Origin of the sequence: Corynebacterium flavescens, assembly GCF_008693105.1 — a bacterium.
In the GTDB taxonomy this organism is placed as follows: domain Bacteria; phylum Actinomycetota; class Actinomycetes; order Mycobacteriales; family Mycobacteriaceae; genus Corynebacterium; species Corynebacterium flavescens.
This window is the reverse complement of sequence record NZ_VXKK01000013.1, coordinates 85,015-110,881: the sequence shown is the minus strand read 5'-3', so window position 1 is coordinate 110,881 and position 25,867 is coordinate 85,015. Positions and strand designations below refer to the sequence as shown.

Below are 25,867 nucleotides of genomic sequence, written 5' to 3'. Positions count from 1 at the left end.
CTTAGCAAGTTAAGTAGGATGGGGCCTATGGGTCGTTTGATACTGATTGTTCTGATTGTGCTTGCCGTCTACCTGGTGTGGAAAGCCTTTGGTCCTTCCTCCTGGAAGAAGAACGGGCGCGATGCAGTCCAGGACAATCCACGGCGAGAGATTAAAGGCCCAGATGATGATGAAGAGTTCCTCTGGAATATTGAAAAGCAGCGCTTCAAAGAGCGCCGCGCCACAGAAATAGAGGAAGAACGCCAGCGCAAGCAGCGCGGCGAAGATGAGCCCGAAGCTTAAGCTTCAGAGTCCTTGCGGGCGGCGTCTTCTTGGGGGATAAAGACCATCTCGAGGCCGAGAGCATGCGCCACGGCAAATACCTTTTCCCAGCGCACCCCTGCCGCACCGTGCTCAATGGTGTGGAGGGTGGAGCGGGATACGCCAGCTGCATCGGCAAGTTCCTGCTGCAGAATTCCGAGCTCGCGGCGGCGCTGCGCAAACTGCGCGCCCAAGGCGATAAGCGCCGGGTTATCTCCGGCCGGCTTGCCCTGCTTATGACGGGGCCGGTGTACCTCGGACACCTTAGTTCAGCCCCGCGTAGGAGTGCAGGCCCGAGACAACCATGTTGATGAAGAAGAGGTTGAATACCATCACTGCCATGGCTGCGATGTTGATCCACGGCGCAATCTTGCGCATGGAGGGCGTAGCGCGCGCGTGCAAGTAGGCGGCATAAAGGATCCAGGTGGCGAAGGAAACCGTCTCCTTCGGATCCCAGCCCCAGAAGCGGCCCCAAGCGGATTCAGCCCAGATAGCGCCCAATACGATGCCCAAGCCCAAGGTAGGCAGGGTGATGACGGCGAGGCGATAAGCCAGCTGATCGAGCTTATTAGCTGAGGGCAAGGGCTTGGCCAGTTTTCCAAAGATGCCGTGCTCCGTACCCTTGGACTGCCAGCGCCGCAGCATGCTCAGCAGCGAGGCGATGCCGGAGATGATGCCGATAGAGGCACCAAGGGAGACGACGGTGACGTGGATAGGCAGCCAATAAGACTGTAGCGCTGGGACCACCGGTGCGGATTCCGCATAAAGCTTGGTCGAGCCGTAGAACATCAGAGCCAGCGTGGGCGTGAGGATCCAGGGCCACAGCGTGCGCCACTCCTTGCGCTGCAGCGCGATGGAGGAGATGACGATGACGCCAGCAGAAACCATGAGCACGTACTCGTAGAGGTTTCCAAAGGGGAAGCGCCCGGTGGCCAGCCCGCGCAAAACGATGGCAACCACATGCAAGACAACGCCGAGCCAAATGAGGGACTGCGTCATTCCCCCGATCTTATTTGCCTTGGCCTCGCGAGCAGCCAATTCCTCGAGGGAAATGACCTCCTGGTCAGCGCCGGATGCACTCGAGGCGACCGTTTCCGTTCCAGCGCCGACGAGGACCTTAGACTTTTCATCCGCCTTCGCCGCATCGCGTGCGCGACGCCCGTCGATGACGGTGTGAATCTTGCCGTAATAGAAAGCGGCGAAGAATAACGCCAGGGCATAGATGACGAAAGCGGTCTGGACGGAGACGTCCGAAAAATTAGACAAATTCTGGTTAACCTGCATAAAGCACCTTGGAATCTAGCGTATGAGCAGTAAAAACGTTTTCCTCCATACCCTACTCGGCGGCGATGTAGGGATCCAACTTTTGGAGGAGGGCTAGGCCGCGAGGCTGCCTAGCCCTCGAGGTTGTCTCGGTGGCGAGGCTGCCTAGTCCTCGACGTAGATGTCGTCCTCTTCTACCTCGTCCGGGTCGGGCAGGCGGAGAAGATGACGGTAGAGCTCGTAGAACTCCTCCGACCAACCAGCGCGGTCGGTGCGAGCAAGCCCGCCCATCTCCACGTCGGTGCCGCCAGCAGCGTTGGGACGCAGGCGCACCCACACGCGCCGGCGCTTTATCACCAGGGAACCAACCAAGGACACGAGCATGATGACGGTGGAGACGAGGACCCACTTTTGGAAGGGGTCATAGGAGATTTGGTAGTTGGCAAACTGGGAGGCACCGTCGAAAGTGACCTTCGTTCCATCATCCAGCGTGACCGATTCGCCCTGCGTGAGGTTGACGCGGTCAATCTTTTGCAGCTGGCCCGAGTGCACGAGCGTGGAATCGAGCGAGAAGATGGACTGCGCCGAGCCCGTATCTAGACCGGCATCACCGCGATAGATGTCGATGGCCAGGGCCGGATCCGTCAGTGCCGGGTAGGAGGAGGTGAGCAGCTGACCGTTCTCTCCGGACCACTGTGCTGTCGGGGCGAAAAGGCCCTGGATAGCCAGCTGGTTTTGGCGGCGGTCAAAAAGCTCCGGGTACATTCCGGCCGGCGGATCAAAGCGCATGACACCCGAGGAGAGGAAGTTGGTGAGATCATCCGGGCGGAACTGGATGGTTTGGGTACGAGTCTCCCCGTCCGGCCACTGCACCGTCACAGTCGGTGCGTAACCGTGGCCCTGGAGGTAGAGACGGTTTTGGGCCAGTCGTAAGGGATGGTTGACCTTGAGCTCATAGTCCTTCCACTGCGAGCTATCGCTGTAGATGTCATCGCCCTCGGCGTAGGAAATATTGGAGCTAAACATCTCGGCTTGCCCATTGGGCAGGTAGTCGGCACTGAAGTCGTGGGCGAGAATGCAGAAGGGGTGGAGCCCGGTGCCGTCGAAAAGCGCGCCCGCCCTGAAGGAATCAAAGTTTGAGGTGGACGTATTGCAGAACTCCGTGTTCTGCCCACTAGCAGCACTTTCCTCCTGCGAGCCGGATTCGGTGACCACGATGACCTGGCCCTCGTAATTGGTGAGCCGGCCCGCCGCCACGGTCACCAACATGGCAACGAGCGCGACGTGGAAGATAAGGTTGGCCAACTCGCGGCCATAACCGCGCTCGGCGGAGAAGGACAGAGCACCGGCGCGGTCCTGCGCAGGAGAATACTCCGAAACGCGCCACTTCTTGAGCATGCTACGGACCTCAGCGCTGACCTCTTCTACAGACCGATCGCTGCTGCCGGAGGCGTTAAGAGGCAGCCTAGTCAGGTACTTCGGGGCCCGGGTGGGCTGGGAACGCCACGCGCGGTAGTGCTCCACCGAGCGCGGCAGGATGCAACCCACCAGTGAGATCATCAACAGGACGAAGATGGCCTGGAACCAGATGGAGGAGAATACATCAAAAAGCTGCAGCTTGTCGTAGATCTTGGCAATGTTGCCGTTGGTCTCGATGAACTCGTTGACGTTGGTCTCATTGAGCTCGCGCTGCGGCAGCAGGGAACCTGGAATCGCCGCTATCGCCAGCAAGAACAGCAGCGCCAAAGCGGTACGCATGCTGGTGAGCCAGCGCCAGGCCTTGCGGATATAAATCACAGAAGTTTCTCTCCTCTAGTCGACCTAGATTAAGGTCGCACCGTACTCGACAGTCCACTGCCGGATGAAGTTGATGAACGCGCCCCAAGCGCCGGTCAGCAGCGCCAGTCCGACTAAAACCATGGCGAGGCCGCCGATAATCTGGATGGTGCGCGAGTGCTTACGCATCCAAGAAATGGTGCGCATGGCCCGCGCCGAGCCCAGCGCCACGAGCAGGAAAGGCAGGCCCAGGCCGAGGCAATAGCCCACGATGAGCACTGCCCCGCGAACCGCGGTCATGCCCTCCGTTCCCGCCGAGATGGAGATGATGGCGGCCAAGGTGGGTCCTAGGCACGGCGTCCACCCCAGGGCGAAAACCCCGCCGAGCAGGGGCGCGCCCAGCCATGTGCTCCAACGTTTGGGAGCCATGCGGGTATCACGCTGCAAGAAAGGCACGAGCCCCATGAAGACCACGCCCATGAGGATGGTTACCACGCCGCCGATGCGCATCAGCACATCCGCATTGAACGTCAGGGCCGAAATCGCGCCAAAAACAGAGACGGTGGCCAGCACAAATACCACGGTAAAACCGAGGATGAAGAGCAAGGAGGCACCAACGACTGCCCATTGCCTGCGCTTGCCGACGCCCACCCCAAGTTTCTCGTCATACGTCACCTCACCGCCGACCACGCCGGCCAGGTAGGAAATATAGCCGGGCACGAGCGGGACGACGCAGGGGCTGGCGAAGCTGACGAGGCCTGCGGCCGCCGCGGCGAGGATGCCCAGCAGAAGGGGGCCAGCCGCCGCGGTTTCGGCAAAGGTCTCCCCTATGCCGGCAGCGAGAGTGACAAGCATCTACTCCTGCTCCAACCTGTCGACGACCTCCATGACGTCTTTCTCCGTGATCTCGCGGAGGAATACCGCGGCAGGACGGTGCTGCTTATCTAGAACGATGGTTGTCGGCACCACCGAGGTAGGCACGCCGCCCAGCGCCGCCGCAGTCTTGAAAGGCGGATCGTAGATGGAGGGGTACTCCAAGCCGTTGTCCTCAAGGAAGTCCAAGGAAATCTGCGGATTGTAATCACGCACGTTGATGCCGAGCACCGTGCCGAGGCCGCGTTCTTGCAGCTGGGCATGGATGGAATCCAGATCATCGGATTCGGAGCGGCACGGCGCGCACCACTGACCCCAGGAATTGAGGACCACAATCTGATCCGGGAAGTCCTCCAAGGAAATGGTCTTATTCTGATCCCGCAGATCCGGGCCGCTGAAATTCGACAGGGGCTTGCGATCTTCCGCGGGGTAATCAATAACCGTCTGGCCGCCCGGCGAGATGAACTCGAAGGTGCCGCCCGAGGCGACAGCGTTCTGCGCATTGTCCGCGTCCTGCGTGCAGGAGGACAACGTCAGGCACGCCGATGCAATGAGGGCCGCTGTAGTAAGTCGTGACATCTTAGATTGCCTGCGCTGGTGCGGAGTAGTAAATATCGGAAATCTGATCGTCTTGATAGACCAGTGAAGTCACCGAGGCCAGATCGCATTCGCGGTTCCACGGTGCGTGCGGCAGGCGCTTGCCCAAGACACTGCGCTGGACCATGACGATGGGCAGCTGATGGGAGACCAAGATGGCCTCGTGCCCCTCGGCCTTGCGCTGCGCATCTGCCACGGCGTCGAGCATGCGGGCGGCGATGTCACTAAAAGGTTCTCCCCAAGACGGGATAGCCGGGTTGAGTAGCTGCGGCCAATAACGCGGATTCCACAGCTGGGAGTTCCAGCCCTTGGTGCGCAGGCCTTCGAATTGGTTGCCCGATTCAATAAGGCGCGGTTCTATCTCTACATCGAGCCCGGTGAGCTGGGCAAAGGGCCGCGAGGTTTCCTGGGTGCGCTGCAAGGGCGAGGCCGCGAGATAGGTGACGTCGTGCCCGCGGAAGGCTTGGGCCGTCCGCGCCGCCATGGAGTGGCCGCGGGAAGACAGATGATAGCCGGGGATACGGCCATAGAGGATCTTGTCTGGGTTGAAGACTTCACCGTGGCGCACGAGGTGAACGATGGTGCTAGACATGGGTATTCCTTTCACGCTTCCCGAGGCTTATTGCGGGGGCGTTGCAGCGGCGGCGGCGCGTGCTGCGGGTTTAAGAGCCTGCTCGATTACCTCAAAATCTTCGTCCCCCAACGCGTCAGAGACAAACCAGGTCTCGAAAGCTGAAGGCGGAACATACACCCCGCCCTCCAAAAGCTGATGAAAGAAGGGGGCAAAACGCCAGGTCTGCGCGGCCTTCATGTCGGAGAAGTTATGCCCCTGCCCCTCGGCGAAGCGGATGGAGAACATAGAGGAGGCGCGCTGAATGTGGTGCTCCACGCCAGCCTCATTCAAGGCCTGGGTGATCATGCTGGTAAGGCGATCCGCTTGAGCTTGCAGGCGCGGGTAGAGCTCCTCATTCGCCAGCTCCAGGGATTTGAGGCCGGAGGCCATAGCCACGGGGTTTCCTGAGAGCGTTCCCGCCTGGTAGACCGGCCCAGTCGGCGCGAGGTACTCCATGATCTCAGCGCGTCCGCCGAAAGCAGCAGCCGGCAGACCTCCAGAGACCACCTTGCCGAAGGTGACGAGGTCACCTGCCACTCCATCGACGCCGTACCAGCCACGATAAGAGGTACGGAAGCCCGTCATGACCTCGTCGAGGATGAGCAGGGCGCCGTCGGCATGGGCGACTTCGGCAAGCGCGGCATTAAAGCCCTCCTGGGGCGCGACCGTGCCCATGTTTCCGGCGGCGGCCTCGGCGATGATGCAGGCGATCTGGCCCGGATTCTCCGCGAAGGCGCGGCGCACTGACTCGAGATCGTTATAAGGAACAACCAAGGTATCCGCCGCCGCAGCGCCGGTTACGCCAGGTGAATCCGGAAGGGCAAAGGTGGCCACCCCGGAGCCTGCCGAAGCCAAGAGCGCATCGACGTGCCCGTGGTAGCAGCCCTCGAACTTCAAAATCTTGGCGCGGCCAGTGAAACCACGGGCCAGGCGTACTGCAGACATGGTCGCCTCCGTACCGGAATTGACCAGGCGCACCTCCTCCACGGCGGTGCGCTCGACGATGTGCTCCGCCAAAAGCGTCTCCGCCTCGGTGGGGGCGCCGAAGCTCAGGCCTTTGGTGGCGGCGCGCTGGACCGCGGCAACGATGTCAGGCTGGGCATTGCCGTGAATCATCGGACCATAGGAGCTAACGAGGTCGACGTACTCGTTGCCGTCAATATCCCAGAGACGAGATCCCTGGCCGCGGGCGATGAACCGCGCCTGCCCGCCGACGGATCCATAGGCCCGCACGGGAGAGTTGACACCCCCCGGGGTGACCTGGCTGGCCCGGCGGAACCACTGAGCTGATTGAGAAACTGGCTGTTCGCTCGATTTAGGCATAGCCCACATTGTAACGGTAAATGCCTTATACAAAAGTTGGATACCCGGGGAGTGTGGCGCAGCCTTTCACCTAGCCCACGAGTTTAAGGCCCACGATGCCGCTGATGATCAGTACCAGGAAGAGTACTTTGAGCACACTGGCGGCCTCTTGACCAGTAGCGATGGAGTAGCTAACAGTGCATACCGCACCGAATCCGGCCCACACCGCATAGGCGGTTCCCACGGGAATGGACTTCATAGCCACGGCGAGTCCGCCCATCGAAATCACACAGGCGACGACGAAGATGACGGTGGGCCACAGGCGGCTAAAGCCTTCGGAACGGCCAAGGGCGGTAGCCCATACGGCCTCAAAAACGGCCGAAGATATGAGAATTAACCAGGCAAACATGATGTCCTTGCTGGCCGTCTTGTCGCACTACCGGGTACGGCTCCGTCGTCCGGGGCTCGCTTTCCTGCGGGCCTGTCCCCAATAATGGCACACTATCAATCATGAAGATTGCATTTTTAGGAACCGGACGCATGGGCAGCGAGCTTGCCCGTCACTTGCTGGCCAACCACGAGCTGACCGTGTGGAATAGGCACCCCGAGCGCGCGCAGCCCCTCGTCGAGGAGGGAGCCCGCCTCGCCGCCACCCCCGCAGAGGCGGTCGCCGATGCCGAGGTCGTCATCACCTCGCTCTTTGGCCCAGATGACATCCGCGAGGTGGTCATCGAGCCGCACCTCATCCCCGCAGGGATCACCTGGATCGACACCACCACCGTCTCCCCCGACGTCGCCCGCGAGTTCGCCGCCGCCGTCGACTCCTATGTCCACGCCCCCGTCATCGGCTCCCTGGGCCCGGCGCGCGCGGGTCAGCTCGGCGTCTACGTGGGAACCCCGGATGACGAGCGCCGCGAGCTGGCCATGAGCCTCGCGGAGGCTTGGGCTGATGAGCACAAGCTCATCGGGGTCAAATCGGCAGCGACGGCCGCCACCGGCAAGCTGCTGGCCAACCTGGCTCTGGCCGTCACCGCCGAGGGGCTGCTTGAGGCCCTCGATCTCGGTGAGTCCCAAGGCCTCGACGCCGAGGTCATCCTTCAGATGCTCGACATCACTGGCCTGGCCTTCATGAAGAACATGAAGGGCCCCTTCATCACCGGGGATCGCAATACCGATCCGGGCGATTTCACCGTGGACGCTCTGTGCAAGGATGCACGCCTGATGGAGGAGACCTCCGCAAAGCCTCTGCCCGCCGTCGCCGCAGCCATCTCCCGCTTCGAGGAGCAGCAGCACATGGGCCACGGGAACCAAGACTTTTCCTCCATCTTCGTCTTCCGTAATAAGGGATAGTCCTAGCTGCTAGCCACTATCACTGCGCCCGCGCTCCTCACGCTTGTCGAGGTCCGCGGGCGCTTTTTCATGCCTTCTCCGCGAGGTTGCACGGCCCAGGCTGCTCCTTCACGGTAAATAGTGGCCCCTGGGAAAAGAGCCACTATTTACAGTGAACGCGCTTCACCACCGCATATGGACGGCTTGTGTATCACTTTTAGTAATACAGATTGTGTTACTATAGGCAGTACAGAAAGGAGGCACTCATGCTCATCACCCTCCACCCGGAGTCTGAGACTCCCCTATTCCAGCAAATCCACGACCGCATCCTCGAAGCCATAGCCAAAGGCGACATCACCCCCGGGACCCGGCTGGACTCTGTACGCCGCGTGGCAGCAGAGTTCGGAATCAACCCCGCCACCGTCAAGAAGGCCTATGACCTCCTGGCCGCCGAAGGCATCATCGAGACCTCGCAACGCGCGGGCAGCGTCGTAGCGTCCCCCTCCCCACCGAGCCCCGAACAAGAGACTCATCTGCGCGAGGAGCTGGGCCGGCTTGCCGCACTCGCCCGCGCGCAGGGCTTTGAAAAGGAAGCCATCCACGCCGAGCTCGACTCGGCATTTACTCAGTTCGATCTTTAATTTCCAAGTTATAGGAGAAATCATGGACACCCTCATCTTCCCGCTGACCATGCTGTTCAGCACCCTCGTCATCACCATCGCTTTCATCTATGCGCCCACGATGACCTCACCCGCCGCACCTCTCGGCGTGCGGGTTCCCACCCGCTTTAGTCAAAGCCCGCCCGTGCGCGATGCCCTGCGCAGGTACCGCAGGTGGGTGCTCTACGGCGGAATACTCAGCGCGCTCCTAGCCCTTATCGCCGCCGGTGTGCCCCTGGTGGCTGCGGCAAGCCCGCTCCTGCTCATTGCCTTTGCGTTCTATGCCTATGCGATTTGCCGCAGGGATCTCATCACCGCCAAGCAGCGTGAGGGCTGGTTTGAAGGCATCGAGACCGCGGTATCGGGAAGAATCAGCTCCCAAGCTGCTATCCAAGGCGTCGACGTACCGGTGCCCACTATTCCGTGGCTCGCCATCATCGGCTCTCTAGCTCTCATTGCCGCCGGAGTCATCACCGTGGCTACACGCTGGGCCGAGGTCCCAGATGTCATCGCCACCCACTGGGGTCCCCGCATGCAGCCCGACGCGTGGGCCGATAAATCCATCGGCGCGGCCTTCTTTCCCAGCTTCATAGGACTCGGACTCGTGGCGCTCCTATTCTTCATTGGCTGGACATTTAAGTCCTCCACCGTGCACCAACGCACCGATCGCTCGATAGCTGGACAGTTGCGCGCCCAGGCCTTGCTGGCGGCAAGCACGACCGGGATAGGCTACCTCTTCCTCATCATCAGCGCAGGGCTGGCCGTGACCCAGATTTGCAGCGTACTGCCCGCCTACCAGGACTATATGTGGCTCGGGCTGGCGATTACCGCTGGCGGCGCGCTCGTGGGAGTTCTCCTACTTCTTATCAACCAGCTCCGCGCACAAACCGCCATGGATGCTCAACTGCGCAAGGCCGGGCTGCATGAGCAAGACGCAGAAAGCCCCGATAATGACAAGTACTACAAGTGGGGCATGTTTTATTACAACCCGAATGACCCGGCAGTCTTGGTGGACAAGCGCTTCGGCACCGGCATAGCTTTCAACTACGCGCGGTGGCAGGCCCAGGCTGCTACGGGCCTACTACTGGCCAGCACGATCGGCGTACTTGCCTTCGCGTTCTTGTTCTAGACGCACTCGATGTCGAGTGCACCATAGGCGCCATAATCTGCGCGGATGTGCGATCCCGCGCGCAGCGGAACCGCCGCACAGAAGCTGCCCGTGAGCACCGTCTGCCCCGCCCGCAGGCTGGAGCCGTGCTCGTGCAAAGTGTGCGCCAGCCACACCAAGGGCAAGAGCGGGTGTCCTAGGACATCGGCACCACGACCAACGGAGTATTCCTGCCCATCGCGCGATAGCGTGGCCTCAATCTCCGTGAGCGGACCAGGTTGGGCACGAAGCAGACTTTGTGCACTGGGCGCGGAGCAATCGAGCCCCGCCCCCAGATCTAGCGGCCGGGGATCGACCAGGATGGCGCGTGCGGTAAGCCTGGGAGAGGTCACGCGCCGCCGAGTTCAGCGCCCCCGATTCCGGTGCGCTGAAGGTAGAAGCCTCGTTTTCGTGTGGCACGTGTATCTCCTTGGGTGTTGCCCTGCGCCCGCCTGCGCGGCGGCTCGCTTTATTTTGCGCCGATAAGCCTACGCGCGGCCTCCCTGGCCTGCGCGATAACCGCAGGAACTCCGACGCCGTTGACCCAGGAGCCAGCAACGGCAATGCTAGGCACATCCGCCAGCGCGCCCAGAACCGAGGACACGGTCTCCAGGTGGTGCTCGTCGTATCGCGGCAGGCCGCCGAACCAGCGCTGGGTAAAGATCTCAGAGACGCCCGCGGCGCGGCCATCGAAGCCGGTGATGTGCGCGAGATCGTCCAAGGCGTAGTCCACCAGCGTTTCCTCATCGGCGCGCACGAGGGCGTCATCACCGAAGCGCCCGAATGAGGCACGCACGAGTGCGCCACCGCGCTCCGCCAAGTGCGGCCACTTCCGCGAGGAGAGGGTAAAAGCCTTGGCATGGACGTCTTCTTGATCGGTGGCGACGAGGATTCCGGTGTTCTGCGGCAGCTCATTGCCCTCCGGATCCACATCCGAGTCAAACTTGAAGCCCACCACGGCCGAGCTCGCGAGCTTGACCTCGCGCAGGGCTTCAGTGGCCTGCGGGGCAATGCCCGCCATAAGCCGGGCGGTGGTGGGGGCTGGGGTAGCTAGCACCACGCCTTCGTAAAGCGGGGCATCCGCCGGCGCACCCTTGAGGACATAGCCCTCCCCCGGACGGTGACTAATCCCAGAGATGAAGGAATCCAGGTGAATATCCGCACCGGACTTCTCCGCCAAGGCCTCATAGACCTCGGCGTAGCCACCGCGGAAGGCCCGGAAGGGCGCGCCCTTGCCCGGGGTAGATACGCGCGATTGCTCGAGGACCTTGACCGCGCCGGACAAAGTGACCGACCCCTGCGCGGCCTGCTCATCGAGCACCCGTGCCAAGCCCGGAATGGTGGCCCGCAGGCCCAAATCATCCGCCGTGCAGGAGTAGACCCCGCCCAACAAAGCGGAGACCACGTGCTCGACCACATCGGCGCCGTACTGCTGGCGCACCAGCGCGCCCACGGAGACATCCCCGCCAGGAGTCCATTCAAAGGGCTCCTCGTTGGCGATGTGCCGCGCGCTCTCCGCGGAGACCAATGCGGCGATCTTCTCTGCGGAGGAGGGAATCCCCATCATTCCGCCGGTGGGAAGAGCCTGCAGCTTATCGTCCACATAGAGCAGGGGCCGAAGCCCCGAAGGTGCGACGAGGGAATCCCCCAAGCCCAACTCCGTGAAGAACTCCACTGCCTCGGCATTGCGCGCCAAGAAGGCCTCAGCACCCATGTCCGTGGGGCCGTCGTTAAAAGCGACACTGTAGAGCTTGCCGCCGATCCTCCCCGAGCCTTCATAAACATCGACGTCGTGCTCGCGCAGTTCATAAGCAGCGCTTAGCCCCGCTAAACCTGCACCCACAATGGCAATTCGCATTTAGCCCTCCTCGTGAATGATCGCTACGGCGCGGGTGATGGCCTCCGCGTCCGTCGTGGGAAGCACCCCGTGCCCGAGGTTCCAGATGTGCCCGTCGATATCGCCCGCCGCACGCGCGGCATCCACCTGGGACTTGATAACGCGCACGGCTTGGCGCACGGCATCATCCCCGGCAAAGAGCAAAGCCGGATCCAGGTTTCCCTGCAGAATCCGCGCGCCCACGCGCTTGGCGGCGGCATCCATAGCCACCCGGTAGTCCACGCCGACGACCTCGGGCCCGGCCTCAGACATCGCCCCGAGCAGTTCGCCGGTTCCCACGCCAAAGTGGATGCGCGGGATAACACCGGCCACGGAGTCAAGGATCTCGGTGGAATAGGGCAGCACGAACTCGCGGTAGTCCGCCTCATTGAGGTAGCCCGCCCAGGAATCAAAGAGCTGCATGGCATCAATGCCGGCGTCCACCTGCACCTTAAGGTAGGCCTTGATGGTCGGCACTAGCCGGCGCATCAACGCGTGCCAAGTCTTAGGGTCGGCGTGCATGAGCGCCTTGGTCTTCTCGTGGTTCTTGGAGGGCCCGCCCTCAATGAGGTAGGAAGCCAGAGTAAATGGCGCCCCGACGAAACCGATGAGCGCCTGGTCATCGCGCAATTCATCGAGAACGATTCCAATACCCGCGGCGACCTCTGGCACGTCTGTGTCCAGAATGGGCAGCTTGGCGACGTCCTCTGCACTGCGGATTGGTTTATCCATGACGGGGCCACGGCCAGGCACGATATCGACACCAACGCCTGCCGCCTTGAGCGGGACGACGATATCGCTGAAGAGAATAGCCGCATCAACATCATGGCGACGGACCGGCTGGAGGGTGATCTCGGCGAGGAGCTCCGGCATGAAGCACGAGTCCAGCATGTCGATGCCCTCGCGCACGCGGCGGTACTCCGGCAGGGAACGCCCCGCCTGGCGCATGAACCATACGGGCGGGCGGGTGGGACTGTGTCCCAGTGCCGCGTCGATGAGCGGGGAGGCATGAAGGCTACGTTGTGGCATGCCCTACATTATGAATCAAAAGTTGTAGAGGGGCTAATTAGCCTAACCTATGTGAAGCTGCGGTAATTATGACTCTTGATAAAGCGGTTGACCGCCGGGCGGTACAACAACACCAACGCCACCATGAGCAGCATGGGGATGAACAGCAGGGCCAAGCCCCCAACGCCCAGCGCTAGGGCCGCGATGTTGGTGAAAAGCGTCAGCGCGATAGCCACCGTGATGATTCGGCGCGGCCACTTAGAACCACTCTTGAGCTGCGTGGCAGCTATAGCCATGACGAGCGCAGCTATGGCATTGACTACAGACACGAAGCGGCGGTTGCTGCGCAGATACTCGGACACGGCCTCTGAAGGAGCGTGGCCTTGGCTGTCGCCCGCACCGAAGATGCCGACCATGGCGCTGGTGAGCATGACAATCGCCGCACCAACGAGAACCCAATAAGCCCACGCCAGCGCCGGAGGCGCCACGCTGGGGTCGGTGTTATCTACAGGGCGAGAGGGACGGTTATAGTCCTTAGGTCCGGAGCGATCCGCATCCGGCTTGCCGTCATCGGGCCGACCGGGTTGCGGGAACATGCTGGTCACTTCTACTTGCCTCCCTTTGAGCGCGGGGGCCAGCGAAAGCCGGAAGAGTCCTTGTCTTCTTGGCCATCATTAGAATCTTTACCGTCTTTGCCCCGCTTGCTCCCCTGGCGCAGCTCCCCGAGCTTCTCTTCACGAGACTTCTGACGTTCTTCTTCTTCCCTCTCCCGCCGGGCCTTCTGCAGCTCCTTTTCCATCTCCCGCATCTGCTCGAGCTCGCCTGTGTAGTCGAGCGTTTCCTCCCTGCTGGAGAAGAACAGGCCCATCACGGCAGCAACGCCCACGATGATCTGCACCGAGCCATCGAGCACGAAGAGCCAGTCCGGCACTTTGCTGCCCGCGGGGGTGAGCAGGAATACGAAGACGATGCGGATGCCGAAGTACAGCGAGAAGAAGAACCACAACCGCCGCGCCGTCCCCGCCCGCTTGGTGGGCTTATTAAAAGACCACAGCATCCAGGCCAACACCGCGATGATGGCAAAGGAAAACAGCGCCGAGAGAATAATCGAGCCATAGGCGGCGGACTGGATGAGGGAATCCGAAAGATCCTGGCCCGTTCCAGCCAGCGTGTCCGCCGCCTGCTCGCGGGCTTGCGCCAGCAGCTGATCGCGGTTGAGCAGGGAGGCAATGACGCTCAGGCACTGATGCACAAACTCCGCTACCAAGGCAACGAGCCACACCACGATGAGCAGGGAGACGGTCTCTGTGCGCTTGCTCTGATCTTCTTGCCCCTGTGGAGCACCCTGCGAGGGGTTCTGCGAGGAATTCTGTGAGGAATTTTTAGGGGACGTTGGCGGAGAAAGTCGAGGGGCGGGAATGGTCAACGTTTTCCTTACTTGAGAAGACGGGCGGCGTCGGTGGCGAAGTAGGTGAGGATCTGATCCGCCCCGGCGCGCTTGAATGCGGTCAGGGATTCCATCATAACTGCCTCGCCGTCGATCCAACCGTTGGCGCCGGCGGCCTTGATCATCGCATACTCGCCCGAGACCTGGTAGACCGAAACCGGCACCGGCGAGGTCTCCGCAACAGCGGAGAGCACGTCGAGGTAGGGCAGCCCCGGCTTGACCATAACAATGTCGGCGCCTTCCTCGAAGTCGAGCTGCGCCTCGAGGAGGGACTCCCGGAAGTTGCGGGGATCTTGCTGGTAGGTACGGCGATCGCCCTCCAAGGAAGATCCCACCGCGTCGCGGAAGGGGCCGAAGAATGCCGAGGCATACTTCGCCGAGTAGGCCATGATGGCCACATCCTCGTGGCCGGCCTCGTCCAAGTTGCGACGAATGGCGGCAACCTGGCCATCCATCATCCCGGAGGGGCTCACCATGTGAGCGCCGGCGCGGGCCTGCGAACGCGCCATATCCTGATAGAGCTTGACGGTGGCGTCATTATCCACGCGACCCTTCTCATCGAGCACTCCGCAGTGCCCGTGGGAGGTGAACTCATCGAGGCAGGTATCGGACATGACGATGAGATCATCCCCAAATTCCTGCCGCAGCGCGCTGATGCCCAGGTTGAGGATTCCATCCGGCTGCCACGCGGCCGAACCGGTTTCATCCTTATCCTCATCGAGCGGCACGCCGAAAAGGTCAACGCACTTCACGCCCGCGTCGAGCGCCTCGTGGGCGGCGCGCTTCAAGGAATCGATGGTGTGCTGATAAACCCCCGGCATGGAGGGAATCTCACGCGGCGCGTCGATCCCATCAACGATGAACATCGGGAGGATAAAGTCCGCCGGGCGCAAGGTGGTCTCCGCGACCAACTCGCGGAGGGCCGCGGACTGGCGCAGGCGGCGGGGACGACGATTGGGGAAAGTGCTCACTGGTATTACTCCTTTGAGCGAGGTTGAGGAAAATCTATGCCTTCTCGACCTTAGTAGCCTTCTTGCGCGAACGACGCTTCTTGCGGGGCGCGGGAAGGTTTCCGGCGGCGCGGAGGGCTGCGACGTGCTCAGCAAGACCGTCGATAAGCGAGGGCACATCCGCAACCTCGGGCACCACGTCAACGCGCAGACCCATCTCCTCAGCCGCCGCCTTGGTGGAGGGGCCAATGCAAGCGATGATGGTACGGGTATGGGGCTTACCGGCTATACCGACGAGGTTGCGCACGGTAGAGCCCGAGGTAAAGGCCACCGCGTCGAATCCGCCGGACTTGATCATGTCCCGGATCTCGGCCGAAGGCGGCGCGGCGCGAACCGTGCGATAAGCCACGACATCATCGACCTCCCAGCCCAGCTCCTCTAGCCCAGTAACCAGGGCCTCGCCTGCAATGTCAGCGCGCGGAAGAAGCACGCGACCCACCGCATCGATGTCCTCGACGTAGTTGGGGAATACCTCAACCAAGCCTTCGGCATTCTGCTTGGCGGCTGGGGGAAGCAGCTCCGGAACCATACCCTTGGCGCGGACGGCATCCGCCGTCTTCTGCCCCACCGCGGCGAGGTGAACGCCAGCGAAGTCACGCGCGTCCAAGCCGAGCTCGGCGATCTTGCGCCATACGGCCGTGACGGCGTTGACGGAGGTAAAAACTATCCACTTGTAGCGGCCCTCGACGATTCCCTTGATGGCGCGCTCCATCTGCGCGGGGTTGCGCGGGGGCTCCACGGAAATCGTGGGCACCGACTGCGGAATAGCCCCGTAGCCAGCCAAGCGGGCGGACATGGCCGCTGCCTGCTCCTTCGTGCGCGGGACGAGCACGCGCCAGCCGTAGAGCGGACGGTTTTCCCACCACGAGTACTTGGAGCGATCATCGAAACTGCGGCCCAGCGTCACGACGAGGCTACCGCTGAGCTCGGCATCGAGCTTGCCCAACGTTCCCAGCGTGGTCTCATGGGTGCGCTGCAACCGAGTGGTGCCATGCACGGTGACATAGGCCTCGGTATCAGCCGGCATCCCAAACTCCTGCAACTTCGCGGAGATGAGCGGAAGATCCGCTGCGGTGGCCTGCAGAACTATGGGCTGGGTGGCATTGGCCAGCGCTTCCCAATCGGCCCCGCCGGTGACATCCGCCTCGGTATAGGTCGAGCCCAGCGCGAGACCGGCAAAAGAAGGCACGGTAGAAGGAAGGGACATACCGGGTACAACCTGGAACTCCAGGCCCGCGGAGGCAACCGCGTTGATCTCCGCCTTAATGGAATCCCTGTTGAGCGGGTTTCCGGCCACGAGACGGATAACGTCGCCCCCCTGTGCCTCTTCCAAGGCCGCGCACAGCTGGGGAACGATGTCCTCGCCGGGAACCCCTTCTTGGACATGGATAACTGCCGCAGTGGGTTCTGCCGGACGCGGTGGCTTGCGGCGCGCGCCTGCCTCTTTAGCCGCGGCGCACATGCGTGCGTATTCTTCCTCGGCGGCGTCAACCAACTCCTTGGGAACTGGGACGGCGGAGGCAATGATCTCGCGGACGGAGCCGAGGACCTCGGGCTCCACGATGGCCACGGCCGTGGAGGCCAAAACTTCCCGTGCACGAACGGTCAATAAGTCAGGATTGCCTGGGCCAGCACCGACAAAGATGATCTTTCCCAGCTCGGGGTTCCCCAGTTTGGGCTGGTTCTCGGGCACGGCATTGCTCATAAGGTTCTTTTCTAAATCGGGACTCAGGCGTCACGCGCGGAGATGATCGAGTGCGACGTTTGCCCTGAAGCCAGCGGGCGGGGTGCGAAATCAGTACATAACGGACAAAATCCCAGGTCAAACGTCCTGGGATGCCCTTAAGGTGGACCGAATCATTGGGAAGCAATGATTGTATGCTAGGTACACCTTAATTTATTAACGCTTAAAGGTGAAATTAACGCAGAAACCATTGCAGAAACCATCACTGCAGGATCTCGGCGGCCCCATGGGCAAAAAGCTCCTCGGAGACCCCGCGGCCTAGTTCTGCCGCCGACTCCGCCGCACCGCGCGCCGTGGCCAGAATCTGCCGCGAACCATCGAGGGCGAAGACTCCCCCGCGCACCACGAGTTCCTCGCCCTCCCAGTGCGAGGTAGCCGCTACCGGAGCAGTACAACCCGCCTCCAGGCGAGAGAGCACTGTGCGCTCTCCCACCGCGGCAAAGGTGGCCGCGGTATCAACCAATTCATCCAAGGCGGCAGCGGCGGCGGTACCAATCTTGGCCTCCAAGGCCAGTGCGCCCTGGGCCGGAGCCGGCATGAATACTTCTGGGTCAAAGACCTCGGTGGCGCGATCCTGGTAGTCCGCGCGCATCAGCCCCGCATAGGCCAAGACCACGGCGTCGAGCTCACCATCGGTCACCTTCGACATGCGGGTGTCGATGTTGCCACGCAGGGGGCGAATATCCAGATCCGGGCGCAGCGCCTTGAGCTGGCTAATGCGACGCGGTGCCGAGGTTCCCACCCGCGCGCCCTGCGGCAGGTCCTGCAGGCGCATTCCATCGCGCGCCACCAGGGCCTCGCGGGAATCAGCGCGGCGGGGAACAACCAGCCGGAAACGCTCATCGGGGGCGGTGGGCAGATCCTTGAAGGAATGCACCGCAATATCGCACTCGCCCTTGTCCAGCGCCTCCCGCAGCGCCTGGGTAAACACGCCCACGCCGATACGCTCGACGGGGGCCATATTGGTATCCCCCGCAGTGGTAACGATGTGCAGCTCGGCAGGGTGCCCCGCCTCCTCCAGCCACTGTTGCACATGCCCCGACTGGGTGGTGGCAAGTTTGGAACCTCGGGTACCGATCTTGAACATCTAGGCTTCTTTCTGAGTCTTGAGGGGCAGGGGCTGGACGGTATTTGTGGGGCCCAAATCCGGCAGCTGATCCGCGGGAACTGATACCCCACTGCCCTCGAGCTGGAGCCCGAAGAGCTCCTGGAGGGCGCGTTCGTGGCTGACGGTTCCCGAGGCGGCAGCGAGCTTCTTGGCCCGCACTGTGGGCTCGTGCAGGAGCTTGTCGACGACGCGTTTGAGGGCCATGTTCATGTCCCCCACCTGCTTCTCATCGAGCTCCGGATGCTTCTGCTCGAGCCGAGCTACCTCGCACGCCACCAGATCGGCAGCGCGCCGACGCAGCGCGGAGACCGCCGGAACCACGTCACGCACGCGTTGCGCGGAGGCATAAGCCTCGAGCTCCTCGTTGACTATCCGCCGCGCCTGCGCATGCGGGCTCGTACCTGCGGCAACGTCTGTATCCGCTGCATTGAGGGAACGGCTGAGCCTTTCAATGTTGACCAGATCAGCGCCTGGGCGCTCGGCGACGGCGTCATCGATGTCACGCGGCAGCGATAGATCAACGAGCATGAGCTTGGCGCGCGCCGGAAGGACTGGAATATCCTGGGCGCGAATGGTGAAGTTCTGCGCTCCCGTGGCGGAGATCGCCATATCGACCTGGCCTAGGGCACGGGCCCGATCCCCAAAGTCAACGACGCGCGCTGCCACCCCGGCCTGCCTAGCATGGCTGGCGAGGCGCTCGGCGCGATCGCGCGTGCGGTTGGCCACGACCAATTCGGCCGCGCCCAGCTTGCCAGCGTGCGTAGCCGCCAGGGAAGCCATGGCACCGGCACCGAGAACGAGAACCTTCTTGCCGCTTAGATCTTTGACGCCCATGCGTTGTAGCGCCTGATCGAAGGCGAAAGAGACCATCGAGACACCTGCCTCATCGATGCTGGTCTCCGTATGCACGCGCTTGCCGGCATGCAGCGCCGACTGCGCCAGCGAATGGATGCGTGGCCCCACCGTGCCTTGATCCGCGGCCAGCTGATAGGCCGTGCGTACCTGGCCGATGATCTGCTGTTCACCCATGACCATGGAATCCAGTCCAGCGGTGACGGTCATGAGGTGCTCTGCGGCGGCATCGGCGTAGCGAACGTAGAGATAACTACGCAGCGCGTCTTCCTCTACACCGGAGATCTCCGTGAGGGTACGCACCACGTCTTGTACTCCCGTGTGAAAGGAGTTGGTCACCGTATAGACTTCCAGGCGGTTGCACGTGGAGATGATCATCGCCTCCGACAAAGAGCCGGAGTGGATGAGCATCCCGCAGGCGTTGTTTTGTACCGCCGGGTCCATGCTTAACTTTTCTAGCAGCGCTACCGGTGCCGACTGGTGGGACATCCCCACGACGAGCACACTCATGCACATTCCTCCACAGTCACATCAATCCTTTGATTGATCGAAATCAACCAAAAGACTACCTGGTTTACTGGGAAAATCCGAAACCCAGCGCGCCGCGTCTGACGCAGGCTGCCGGCCGCGCCGCTTGCTGGCGCGCCAGCCATTTCCGCAATTGTATTCATAAACCCGCAGAAATACCTCTTCTTCCCCCGACTCAGCGCGCCAGCTCAGCAGCCAACTCAGCGTTCTCCACTTCCCAGCACGCGAACTCTTCGCCGTCTATGACCACTACTGGAACGCGATCCCCGTACTCCATATTCAGTTCTTTTTCTTCCTCCACATTGCGCACCTGAAGCGTTGCCCCCGCTGCCTCGACCACGGGAAGGATCTGCTCATAGACGCGGCTGCACGATCCGCAGCCAGTGCGCACCATAAATTCCACTATCCGACGTGCCATATACGGGGTTCTCCTCTACCGGTATCAAGGTTAGATTAAAGAGGATACTATGGGCACGTCAGTAAGGTATCTCGACCACGTATCCCGATATCACCTATCCCGAAAACGAAAGCTGTTTCCTCTCCTCGTGCCAGCCTCCTCCCCGCAACCCCCCGGATTCCCTGAGTCGCCCCGGGCCTTCTTGGCTAACTGGACGGCCTCGCGTGGAAACCTGCGCAACTTCTTGGAAACCCAGGCGCTCCCACCCGTGGATGAGAAGTCTCAGAAAGAGGCGGGCGAAGCAGCTGCGGCGGCCGCGCTGGAGGTCTTCGGCATTGACCTGGAGTCCTTCGCCTCCGGGGTGGATTCCGTCTCCGGCTCCTATGCTGCGGCTGGCAGCCAGCGGCTCACCGCCCCCGATCCGGACGTTCCTGAGGATGTCGGCGCCGCTGCCTTCTTCGACGTGGATAACACCCTCATCCAGGGCTCCTCGCTGGTGGAGTTCGCCTTCGGGCTCGCCCGCAAGCGCTACTTCAAGCTCTCCGAGATCCTGCCGGTGGCGTGGAAACAGCTCAAGTTCCGGGTCTCCGGCTCCGAGAACGCCGCCGATGTTGCCGCCGGACGCACCCAAGCCTTGGAGTTTGTCAAAGGCCGCAGCGTGGAGGATCTCACCGAGCTCTGTGAGGAGATCGTGGACGCCTCCTTGGCTCGCCGCGCCTACCCCGGCACCAATCAGCTCGCCCAAATGCACCTAGCCGCCGGGCAGCAGGTCTGGCTCGTCACCGCCACCCCCGTGCAGCTGGCACAGATCCTTGCTCGCCGATTCGGCTTCACCGGCGCCCTCGGCACCGTTGCGGAGGTCAAGGACGGCAAGTTCACCGGGCGCCTCGTGGGTGACATCCTCCACGGCCCGGGCAAGACCCACGCCGTGGCTGCGCTGGCCACCATCGAAGGCCTCGATCTCGAGCGTTGCACCGCCTACTCAGACTCCGCCAATGACGTCCCCATGCTCTCCATGGTGGGCACTGCCGTCGCCATTAACCCTGACCGCAAGCTGCGCCGTATTGCTGAGGAGCGCGGCTGGCTCGTGCGCGACTACCGCTCCATCCGCCGTGCCATCCGCTCCTACGGCCTGCCCGCCCTCGTCACCGGCGCTCTCTCCTATGGCTCATGGCGCTGGCTACGGCGGTAGATAGCTCACTGCAACCTCTTCTCCGCCCCAGAAACGCACTAAGGCCCCGGCAGTCTCATCCACGAGGAAAAGACTGCCGAGGCATTAGAGAAGAAGCTCTTACTTGCCGAGCTTACGACGCTGCACGCGAGTACGGCGCAGCATCTTGCGGTGCTTCTTCTTGGACATGCGCTTGCGGCGCTTCTTAATAACAGAACCCATTACTGGTTTCCTCACTTTCGCAGTTAGTACGTACTAAACCTGCCGACAGTAGCCCGGAAATGGCCGCAAAGGTGCACTCTAAGCAACCCCAGCCGCGTATGCAGCTGGAAAGACACAGGCGCGGGTGTCGACACGAATGCTCCCCATCATACCTAGGCTATGTCCCAGCTCCAAAAGCGGGTCGGCATTAAAGCAATGCTCGTGCATGCCATGAGCACGGCCTTAAGAAGGCATAAACAACGCCCACCACCGCGGACCCAGCGGATCTACAGTGGTGGGCGCTGCCTAATGATGCGGCTTTCTTCGCATCCCAGTACCGGTTGCAGTACTTACTTAGCAGTACTTGTTAGGCCCCGTAAACGGAGGCCTCAAGATACTCGGTGACGGCGGACTCATGGACACGGAACGAGCGTCCCACGCGCACAGCCGGCATCTCGCCCGCATGGACCAAACGATAAACCGTCATCTTTGAGACGCGCATAATCTCCGCAACCTCGGCGATGGTTAGAAAGGTCCCTTTATCTTCATTAGCCATAATTTATCTAATCCTTCAGCTCGCGACGCGCTGTAGGCTTCCCCTCCTACAGGACAATCACGCACGTGCTTTAACTAGCCTATCGTGAAACTTGTGATTAATGCGACCCAAGAGCCAATTTTCTTAACTTTCGCCCCCTAAGTCACCCAGAAACACCCCGCGCAACAGGTGTCACAGGACCCGCGCCCTAAACGCCCCCAAATGGGGGCGATAGTAACGCCATATCGCCCTTTGGCGATGGATTGTGTCCGTTTGGGCAGTTCCTTAGCCCAACACTCAGGCCAAGCGCTCTAACCAAGTTCTTTAGAGCGCTGCGCACAGGCCTCAGCAGCACGGAAGAAGGCTCCGCGCAGTCCTGACTCCTCCAACTCACGCAATGCGGCGGCGGTTGTTCCACCGGGCGAGGTGACATTGGCACGCAGGGTCACAGGGTCACGGCCGGAATCCGTGAGCATCTTGCCCGAGCCGGCTACTGTCTGCGTGACCATGCGCTGGGCGCTATCGCGCGTTAGACCAAGCTGTACCCCTGCGTCGATAAGCGCCTCTGCAATGAGGAAGAAGTACGCCGGAGCCGAGCCTTGCAGCGCCGCGGCGGCATCCATGTCCTTGTCCGCGATTACTTCGACCTCACCGACGGATTCAAGCAGCTTGACCACCTGCGCAGTCTGTTCCTCAGAAACAGCCGTTCCCGGGGCTAGCGTGCTCATACCTGCCCCCACCAGCATGGGTGTATTGGGCATGACGCGAATCACCGGAGTGCCCTGTGGGACCGCGGCCTCCAGCGCGTTGAGGGTCAGGCCCGCGGCCATGGAGATGAATACCGATTCCTTGCCTGGGTGCAGACCCTCCAAGAGCTCGATGATGGCATAGGGCTTGACGCACAGGAATACGTAGTCCGCACCCGCGATAGCCTGCTCATTGTTGCTGGTGGTCGACACCCCGTAGGTCTCCTCCAGCTCGGCGCCCCGCGCTTGGCGGCGGTTCGTCACCACCACGTCCGCAGCCGGGAAACCCGCTGCTATCAGCCCTGAAACTAGGGCTTCTCCGATTTGTCCTCCGCCTAAAACTGCAATCTTTGTCATGCCCTCCACAGTGCCAGAAAGGAATCGGCCCGGCTACCTCCGCAGAGGAAACCGGGCCGAAAATTCTGCGCGGACAAGCGCGGCGAAGAAAGAACTACATGACAAGAAGCAAGGGTCCGAAGGTCAGCACCAGGCCAACAAAGGCAGCCAAGACCATGGAGAAACGGTCACGCACAGTGCGCAACGCGTGGACGGCGCCCACGCTGGCCGCTGTGACCATGATGGCGAGCACGGCAACGACGATGCGGTCGAAGCGATCCCACAAGATCTCAAATCCCTTGAATACAACCGCACCGACGACGATGCCAATCACTGCCAAGAGGATGATGGAGAAAGCGTTGAGCTTAGAGTCTTCTTCCTCGCCCTCCTCGGAATCACTCTCCAGCTCGGGCCCAACCTCAGACTCCGCGGACTCTCCATCGATAGCCTCGCTGTCGATGTCCTCTGCCGGAGTAGCAACTGCCGGAGCAGCAACTGCTGCGCCCTGTCCGGCGGCGCTGGAAGGCTCTTCTTCCGCAGTAGCAGGAGTCTGTGCAACCTTAGCCTTGGACTCCGGCTCCACTACTGCAGCAGGAGCCTGCGGAACGCGGTTGAATACGGTGGTGTCATCCGTGGAAGGCTGCGGCTTCTTCGCCGTAGCTTCTTCCGCTGGTTGCTTGTCGACGTCCAGAGAAGGGGCGCTGTCGGCGTCCGACGATGCAACCTTGTCGGCGTCCGACGATGCAGCCTTGCCGGAGTCAGGCTTGGCAGGCTTGGCAGGCTTTTGTGACTCCGCAGACTTTGCTGACTCTGCAGACTTAGCCGGCGTGGCCGCCTTCGCCCGCTCCGGCTCCGGCTTCTCTTCCTCTGCAGGCTTAGGGGGCGCAGGAATGACCGGGGCGGTCTTATCAATGGGCACGCTGGAGTGCTTGGACTGGGCCGGGGTAGCCTTGACCTTTTCTAGATTGCCGGTCAGCTCCGCTACGGAGATACCACCCTCGTCGATGCTGCGACGATGACGGCGGCGCGATCCCTCGCCTTCAGAGGAGGCGTCACCGTGAGCGCTCCGCTCCTTATTATTACGCGCGAGCAGTTCCGCCACGGTCAACTGTTTTTCGTCAGCCATGATCTCTTCCTATTCCAGTCCCTTGTCAGTTCGGCGTAAAATTACGCCCTCTCGAAGTGCCCAAGGGCAAATTTCTAGCTTGTCGATGCCCAGAGCGCGCATGCTGGCCTCCGCCACCAACGCACCGGCCACGATTTGATGCGAACGGTCTGAACTTACACCTTCCAGGTCTGCCCTGTCTGCTGCGGTCATGCGCGAGATGAAAGAAATCAACTGCCGCAGACCAGGCGCGGTCAGCGTCCGCTTCATATAAGGGCCGGCTGAAGAAGGCGCAGCACCAGTCAATCGTGCCAGCGTGCGGAAGGTTTTTGAGGTTCCGACTGCCAGTCCTGCCGGGCCCAGGTTGCTCATCTGCGCAGTGACATCGACCAACTCAGCATCGATATAGTCCCGGAGCATGCTGACCTTCTTCTTGCCGGGAGGATCGGTATCGAACCAATTATGGGTCAGGCGCCCAGCACCCAAGTCCAGAGAGAAGGCCAAATCCGGCTGTTCATCAGTGCCGGTGGATAGTTCGAGGGAACCACCGCCGATATCGAGGTTGGTGATACGGCCTGCAGACCAGCCATACCAGCGCCGCACGGCCAGGAATGTCAGCCGCGCCTCTTCGACGCCGGAGAGGATCTCCAGGCGCACGCCCGTGGCCTTCTCCACCTCATCGAGCACGTGCTCGGAGTTGGGGGCAGAGCGCACTGCGGAGGTGGCAAAGGCGATGAACTCATCACAGCCGAGCTTTTGGCCCAACTCGTTGGCTTCATCGACCGCCGCAATGAGCTTCTTTAGACCCTTGTCATGGATGTTTCCATCCTTGTCCAGCTGCTCGACGAGCCGCAGCGGGGTCTTCCAATCGCTCATGGGAGATGGCCGTCCACCGGTCGCGGCATCTACCGCGACCAAGTGGACGGTATTACTTCCGACGTCTAATACACCTAATCGCACACTCTTAGCGTAGTAGGTCTACCGTGGGGAGGTGTGAATCGCCCGAAATCCACCGAGGTCTATCTCGGTTTTCCCGCCTCCTCACCCGCCGCAGCCTCTATCCGCGCCGGCCGCGAAGTCGCCCCTGATTTTCCGCGCGAATGGTTCGAGTTTTGTGATCCAGAGGACCCCTACCACCTCTTCAGCATCGATCTGACGTGGTTGGAATCGCACTACAGCTGCCAATTTGGTACGGCGGCTTGTCACGGCATCGACAAGCAAAGCCCCGAGGTGGGCTGCTGCGTCCACGGCGCCTACATGGCTGATGAGACGGACCGCGACCAGCTATATGACGCCGTCGCGCAGATGCCCGCTCGTTTTTGGCAGCTGCGCCCGGCGGGGGTAGATAGGTACCTGCAATCGGAGGACCCCATAGAGCTAGAGCCCTGGCTGGAATGGGACGAGCTCGATGGCGAGGACGGGGAGCCGGAGCCGGCGTTGAAAACGTCCATCGTGGATGGGGCGTGTATCTTTGCCAACCGCGCCGGCTGGGGCACTGGTGCTGGCTGTGCCATCCATCAATGGGCGCTCGAGGCCGGAGCCGACCTCACGGTAGCCAAGCCCGAGGTGTGCTGGCAGCTGCCGCTGCGCCGGCATGAGGCCTACGAAGAACGCACCGATGGCCAGGAGATCCTGCGCACCACCATCGGCGAATACGATCGCCGCGGGTGGGGCAACGGCGGCGAGGACTTCGACTGGTATTGCAGCGGCGATTCCGCCTGCCATACCTCCGCGGCTCCCATGTGGCGCTCCCAAAAGACGGAGCTCATCGCCCTCATGGGCGAGGAATGCTATGAGATTCTGGCCTCCCATTGCAGCGCGCGCGAGCGTGCCGCCGCCGTAGGGGTAGGCCTATCGCGCCACCCTGCCAGCGTGGAGGCTCATGCTTATCCAGAACAGAACCAGCGCAAGGGCCCTGTCAGTTCTCGTGGGGCTAACGCCTAG

The 25,867-nt window shown here is 61.7% G+C and carries 29 protein-coding genes and 1 riboswitch; of the genes, 6 read left to right on the top strand and 23 right to left on the bottom strand.

The features are described from left to right. The first annotated feature begins 27 nt into the window (after positions 1 to 27). The gene (locus F4V60_RS01800; RefSeq protein WP_075729065.1) at positions 28 to 282 is read left to right on the top strand and encodes a hypothetical protein; all 255 of its coding nucleotides are present in this window, start codon (positions 28 to 30) and stop codon (positions 280 to 282) included. Here F4V60_RS01800 and F4V60_RS01795 read toward each other — a convergent pair. From F4V60_RS01795 to F4V60_RS01760, 8 genes are all read right to left on the bottom strand, one after another. Then, a complete protein-coding gene (locus F4V60_RS01795) occupies positions 279 to 563 on the bottom strand; it encodes a helix-turn-helix domain-containing protein (protein ID WP_075729064.1) in 285 nt (94 codons plus the stop codon). The genes F4V60_RS01800 and F4V60_RS01795 overlap by 4 nt on opposite strands. Position 564: 1 nt before the next feature. Further along, positions 565 to 1,584 (bottom strand): c-type cytochrome biogenesis protein CcsB, encoded by a 1,020-nt coding sequence (gene ccsB, locus F4V60_RS01790; RefSeq protein ID WP_075729063.1) that lies wholly within the window; start codon positions 1,582 to 1,584, stop codon positions 565 to 567. 144 nt (positions 1,585 to 1,728) lie between these two features. Next, a complete protein-coding gene (locus tag F4V60_RS01785; RefSeq protein WP_075729062.1) occupies positions 1,729 to 3,360 on the bottom strand; it encodes a cytochrome c biogenesis protein ResB in 1,632 nt (543 codons plus the stop codon). Between the two features lie 24 nt (positions 3,361 to 3,384). After that, positions 3,385 to 4,194, bottom strand: coding sequence for a cytochrome c biogenesis CcdA family protein (locus F4V60_RS01780; RefSeq protein WP_075729061.1), 810 nt, complete (start codon positions 4,192 to 4,194; stop codon positions 3,385 to 3,387). Then, the gene (locus F4V60_RS01775; protein WP_075729060.1) at positions 4,195 to 4,791 is read right to left on the bottom strand and encodes a TlpA disulfide reductase family protein; all 597 of its coding nucleotides are present in this window, start codon (positions 4,789 to 4,791) and stop codon (positions 4,195 to 4,197) included. Position 4,792: 1 nt separating this feature from the next. Further along, entirely contained in the window at positions 4,793 to 5,401 is a 609-nt protein-coding gene (locus F4V60_RS01770) for a histidine phosphatase family protein (RefSeq protein ID WP_075729059.1), read from the bottom strand. 27 nt (positions 5,402 to 5,428) lie between these two features. Next, a complete protein-coding gene (hemL, locus tag F4V60_RS01765; protein ID WP_075729058.1) occupies positions 5,429 to 6,754 on the bottom strand; it encodes a glutamate-1-semialdehyde 2,1-aminomutase in 1,326 nt (441 codons plus the stop codon). A gap of 61 nt (positions 6,755 to 6,815) precedes the next feature. Next, positions 6,816 to 7,133 (bottom strand): DMT family transporter, encoded by a 318-nt coding sequence (locus F4V60_RS01760; protein ID WP_075729057.1) that lies wholly within the window; start codon positions 7,131 to 7,133, stop codon positions 6,816 to 6,818. Positions 7,134 to 7,142: 9 nt separating this feature from the next. Continuing rightward, a riboswitch (guanidine-III (ykkC-III) riboswitch) is annotated at positions 7,143 to 7,209 on the bottom strand. Positions 7,210 to 7,234: 25 nt separating this feature from the next. On the opposite strand from F4V60_RS01760, the gene F4V60_RS01755 reads away from it, so the two are divergent. The 3 genes from F4V60_RS01755 (at position 7,235) to F4V60_RS01745 (ending at position 9,841) form a co-directional block, all read left to right on the top strand. Further along, positions 7,235 to 8,074 (top strand): NAD(P)-dependent oxidoreductase, encoded by an 840-nt coding sequence (locus F4V60_RS01755; RefSeq protein WP_075729056.1) that lies wholly within the window; start codon positions 7,235 to 7,237, stop codon positions 8,072 to 8,074. A 245-nt stretch (positions 8,075 to 8,319) separates the two neighbouring features. Continuing rightward, on the top strand, positions 8,320 to 8,694 hold the full coding sequence (locus tag F4V60_RS01750; RefSeq protein WP_075729055.1) for a GntR family transcriptional regulator: 375 nt from the start codon (positions 8,320 to 8,322) through the stop codon (positions 8,692 to 8,694). 22 nt (positions 8,695 to 8,716) lie between these two features. Then, positions 8,717 to 9,841, top strand: a complete 1,125-nt coding sequence (locus F4V60_RS01745; RefSeq protein ID WP_075729054.1) for a DUF1648 domain-containing protein — start codon at positions 8,717 to 8,719, stop codon at positions 9,839 to 9,841. Here F4V60_RS01745 and F4V60_RS01740 read toward each other — a convergent pair. From F4V60_RS01740 to F4V60_RS01695, 10 genes are all read right to left on the bottom strand, one after another. Continuing rightward, complete coding sequence (locus F4V60_RS01740) at positions 9,838 to 10,212, bottom strand: hypothetical protein (protein WP_075729053.1); 375 nt, start codon at positions 10,210 to 10,212, stop codon at positions 9,838 to 9,840. The two genes, F4V60_RS01745 and F4V60_RS01740, sit on opposite strands and share 4 nt — an antisense overlap. A 116-nt stretch (positions 10,213 to 10,328) precedes the next feature. Beyond that, positions 10,329 to 11,717 (bottom strand): protoporphyrinogen oxidase, encoded by a 1,389-nt coding sequence (locus tag F4V60_RS01735; protein ID WP_075729052.1) that lies wholly within the window; start codon positions 11,715 to 11,717, stop codon positions 10,329 to 10,331. Further along, positions 11,718 to 12,764: a uroporphyrinogen decarboxylase gene (gene hemE, locus F4V60_RS01730; RefSeq protein ID WP_075729051.1), complete on the bottom strand. Its 1,047-nt coding sequence runs from the start codon at positions 12,762 to 12,764 to the stop codon at positions 11,718 to 11,720. Positions 12,765 to 12,811: 47 nt separating this feature from the next. After that, positions 12,812 to 13,339 (bottom strand): hypothetical protein, encoded by a 528-nt coding sequence (locus F4V60_RS01725; RefSeq protein WP_075730977.1) that lies wholly within the window; start codon positions 13,337 to 13,339, stop codon positions 12,812 to 12,814. An 11-nt stretch (positions 13,340 to 13,350) separates the two neighbouring features. Continuing rightward, positions 13,351 to 14,169 carry an MFS transporter gene (locus F4V60_RS01720; RefSeq protein ID WP_174775520.1) on the bottom strand — a complete coding sequence of 273 codons (819 nt, stop codon included), beginning with the start codon at positions 14,167 to 14,169 and terminating at the stop codon, positions 13,351 to 13,353. An 8-nt stretch (positions 14,170 to 14,177) separates the two neighbouring features. After that, the gene (hemB, locus tag F4V60_RS01715; RefSeq protein ID WP_075729050.1) at positions 14,178 to 15,161 is read right to left on the bottom strand and encodes a porphobilinogen synthase; all 984 of its coding nucleotides are present in this window, start codon (positions 15,159 to 15,161) and stop codon (positions 14,178 to 14,180) included. Between the two features lie 34 nt (positions 15,162 to 15,195). Next, entirely contained in the window at positions 15,196 to 16,905 is a 1,710-nt protein-coding gene (locus tag F4V60_RS01710) for a bifunctional uroporphyrinogen-III C-methyltransferase/uroporphyrinogen-III synthase (RefSeq protein ID WP_075729049.1), read from the bottom strand. Between the two features lie 241 nt (positions 16,906 to 17,146). Beyond that, positions 17,147 to 18,031 (bottom strand): hydroxymethylbilane synthase, encoded by an 885-nt coding sequence (hemC, locus tag F4V60_RS01705; protein WP_075729048.1) that lies wholly within the window; start codon positions 18,029 to 18,031, stop codon positions 17,147 to 17,149. Beyond that, on the bottom strand, positions 18,032 to 19,414 hold the full coding sequence (locus tag F4V60_RS01700) for a glutamyl-tRNA reductase (RefSeq protein ID WP_075729047.1): 1,383 nt from the start codon (positions 19,412 to 19,414) through the stop codon (positions 18,032 to 18,034). It lies immediately after the preceding gene. 193 nt (positions 19,415 to 19,607) lie between these two features. Continuing rightward, on the bottom strand, positions 19,608 to 19,850 hold the full coding sequence (locus F4V60_RS01695; RefSeq protein ID WP_075729046.1) for a glutaredoxin family protein: 243 nt from the start codon (positions 19,848 to 19,850) through the stop codon (positions 19,608 to 19,610). A gap of 181 nt (positions 19,851 to 20,031) precedes the next feature. Here F4V60_RS01695 and F4V60_RS01690 point away from each other — a divergent pair, with 181 nt between their 5' ends. Further along, complete coding sequence (locus F4V60_RS01690) at positions 20,032 to 21,021, top strand: HAD family hydrolase (RefSeq protein WP_075730973.1); 990 nt, start codon at positions 20,032 to 20,034, stop codon at positions 21,019 to 21,021. Positions 21,022 to 21,120: 99 nt separating this feature from the next. Here the strand turns inward: F4V60_RS01690 and F4V60_RS01685 are convergent, their stop codons facing one another. The 5 genes from F4V60_RS01685 to F4V60_RS01665 form a co-directional block, all read right to left on the bottom strand. Beyond that, entirely contained in the window at positions 21,121 to 21,222 is a 102-nt protein-coding gene (locus F4V60_RS01685) for a 30S ribosomal protein bS22 (RefSeq protein ID WP_003855542.1), read from the bottom strand. Positions 21,223 to 21,568: 346 nt separating this feature from the next. Then, positions 21,569 to 21,757, bottom strand: a complete 189-nt coding sequence (locus tag F4V60_RS01680) for a helix-turn-helix domain-containing protein (RefSeq protein ID WP_075729045.1) — start codon at positions 21,755 to 21,757, stop codon at positions 21,569 to 21,571. A 290-nt stretch (positions 21,758 to 22,047) separates the two neighbouring features. Then, positions 22,048 to 22,839, bottom strand: a complete 792-nt coding sequence (proC, locus tag F4V60_RS01675; RefSeq protein ID WP_075729044.1) for a pyrroline-5-carboxylate reductase — start codon at positions 22,837 to 22,839, stop codon at positions 22,048 to 22,050. A 94-nt stretch (positions 22,840 to 22,933) separates the two neighbouring features. Then, positions 22,934 to 23,944 (bottom strand): hypothetical protein, encoded by a 1,011-nt coding sequence (locus F4V60_RS01670; RefSeq protein ID WP_075729043.1) that lies wholly within the window; start codon positions 23,942 to 23,944, stop codon positions 22,934 to 22,936. A gap of 9 nt (positions 23,945 to 23,953) precedes the next feature. After that, positions 23,954 to 24,883 (bottom strand): Ppx/GppA family phosphatase, encoded by a 930-nt coding sequence (locus F4V60_RS01665; RefSeq protein ID WP_075729042.1) that lies wholly within the window; start codon positions 24,881 to 24,883, stop codon positions 23,954 to 23,956. 33 nt (positions 24,884 to 24,916) lie between these two features. On the opposite strand from F4V60_RS01665, the gene F4V60_RS01660 reads away from it, so the two are divergent. After that, on the top strand, positions 24,917 to 25,867 hold the full coding sequence (locus F4V60_RS01660; protein ID WP_075729041.1) for a DUF3109 family protein: 951 nt from the start codon (positions 24,917 to 24,919) through the stop codon (positions 25,865 to 25,867).

What these genes read in the sequence shown, in the direction of transcription:
- F4V60_RS01800 (WP_075729065.1), top strand. Translation starts at nt 28, where the DNA reads ATGGGTCGTTTGATACTGATTGTTCTGATTGTGCTTGCCGTCTACCTG.
- ccsB (WP_075729063.1), bottom strand. Translation starts at nt 1,584, where the DNA reads ATGCAGGTTAACCAGAATTTGTCTAATTTTTCGGACGTCTCCGTCCAG.
- F4V60_RS01780 (WP_075729061.1), bottom strand. Translation starts at nt 4,194, where the DNA reads ATGCTTGTCACTCTCGCTGCCGGCATAGGGGAGACCTTTGCCGAAACC.
- F4V60_RS01775 (WP_075729060.1), bottom strand. Translation starts at nt 4,791, where the DNA reads ATGTCACGACTTACTACAGCGGCCCTCATTGCATCGGCGTGCCTGACG.
- F4V60_RS01770 (WP_075729059.1), bottom strand. Translation starts at nt 5,401, where the DNA reads ATGTCTAGCACCATCGTTCACCTCGTGCGCCACGGTGAAGTCTTCAAC.
- hemL (WP_075729058.1), bottom strand. Translation starts at nt 6,754, where the DNA reads ATGTGGGCTATGCCTAAATCGAGCGAACAGCCAGTTTCTCAATCAGCT.
- F4V60_RS01760 (WP_075729057.1), bottom strand. Translation starts at nt 7,133, where the DNA reads ATGTTTGCCTGGTTAATTCTCATATCTTCGGCCGTTTTTGAGGCCGTA.
- F4V60_RS01755 (WP_075729056.1), top strand. Translation starts at nt 7,235, where the DNA reads ATGAAGATTGCATTTTTAGGAACCGGACGCATGGGCAGCGAGCTTGCC.
- F4V60_RS01750 (WP_075729055.1), top strand. Translation starts at nt 8,320, where the DNA reads ATGCTCATCACCCTCCACCCGGAGTCTGAGACTCCCCTATTCCAGCAA.
- F4V60_RS01745 (WP_075729054.1), top strand. Translation starts at nt 8,717, where the DNA reads ATGGACACCCTCATCTTCCCGCTGACCATGCTGTTCAGCACCCTCGTC.
- F4V60_RS01735 (WP_075729052.1), bottom strand. Translation starts at nt 11,717, where the DNA reads ATGCGAATTGCCATTGTGGGTGCAGGTTTAGCGGGGCTAAGCGCTGCT.
- hemE (WP_075729051.1), bottom strand. Translation starts at nt 12,764, where the DNA reads ATGCCACAACGTAGCCTTCATGCCTCCCCGCTCATCGACGCGGCACTG.
- F4V60_RS01725 (WP_075730977.1), bottom strand. Translation starts at nt 13,339, where the DNA reads ATGTTCCCGCAACCCGGTCGGCCCGATGACGGCAAGCCGGATGCGGAT.
- F4V60_RS01710 (WP_075729049.1), bottom strand. Translation starts at nt 16,905, where the DNA reads ATGAGCAATGCCGTGCCCGAGAACCAGCCCAAACTGGGGAACCCCGAG.
- hemC (WP_075729048.1), bottom strand. Translation starts at nt 18,031, where the DNA reads ATGTTCAAGATCGGTACCCGAGGTTCCAAACTTGCCACCACCCAGTCG.
- F4V60_RS01700 (WP_075729047.1), bottom strand. Translation starts at nt 19,414, where the DNA reads ATGAGTGTGCTCGTCGTGGGGATGTCCCACCAGTCGGCACCGGTAGCG.
- F4V60_RS01695 (WP_075729046.1), bottom strand. Translation starts at nt 19,850, where the DNA reads ATGGCACGTCGGATAGTGGAATTTATGGTGCGCACTGGCTGCGGATCG.
- F4V60_RS01685 (WP_003855542.1), bottom strand. Translation starts at nt 21,222, where the DNA reads ATGGGTTCTGTTATTAAGAAGCGCCGCAAGCGCATGTCCAAGAAGAAG.
- F4V60_RS01680 (WP_075729045.1), bottom strand. Translation starts at nt 21,757, where the DNA reads ATGGCTAATGAAGATAAAGGGACCTTTCTAACCATCGCCGAGGTTGCG.
- proC (WP_075729044.1), bottom strand. Translation starts at nt 22,839, where the DNA reads ATGACAAAGATTGCAGTTTTAGGCGGAGGACAAATCGGAGAAGCCCTA.
- F4V60_RS01670 (WP_075729043.1), bottom strand. Translation starts at nt 23,944, where the DNA reads ATGGCTGACGAAAAACAGTTGACCGTGGCGGAACTGCTCGCGCGTAAT.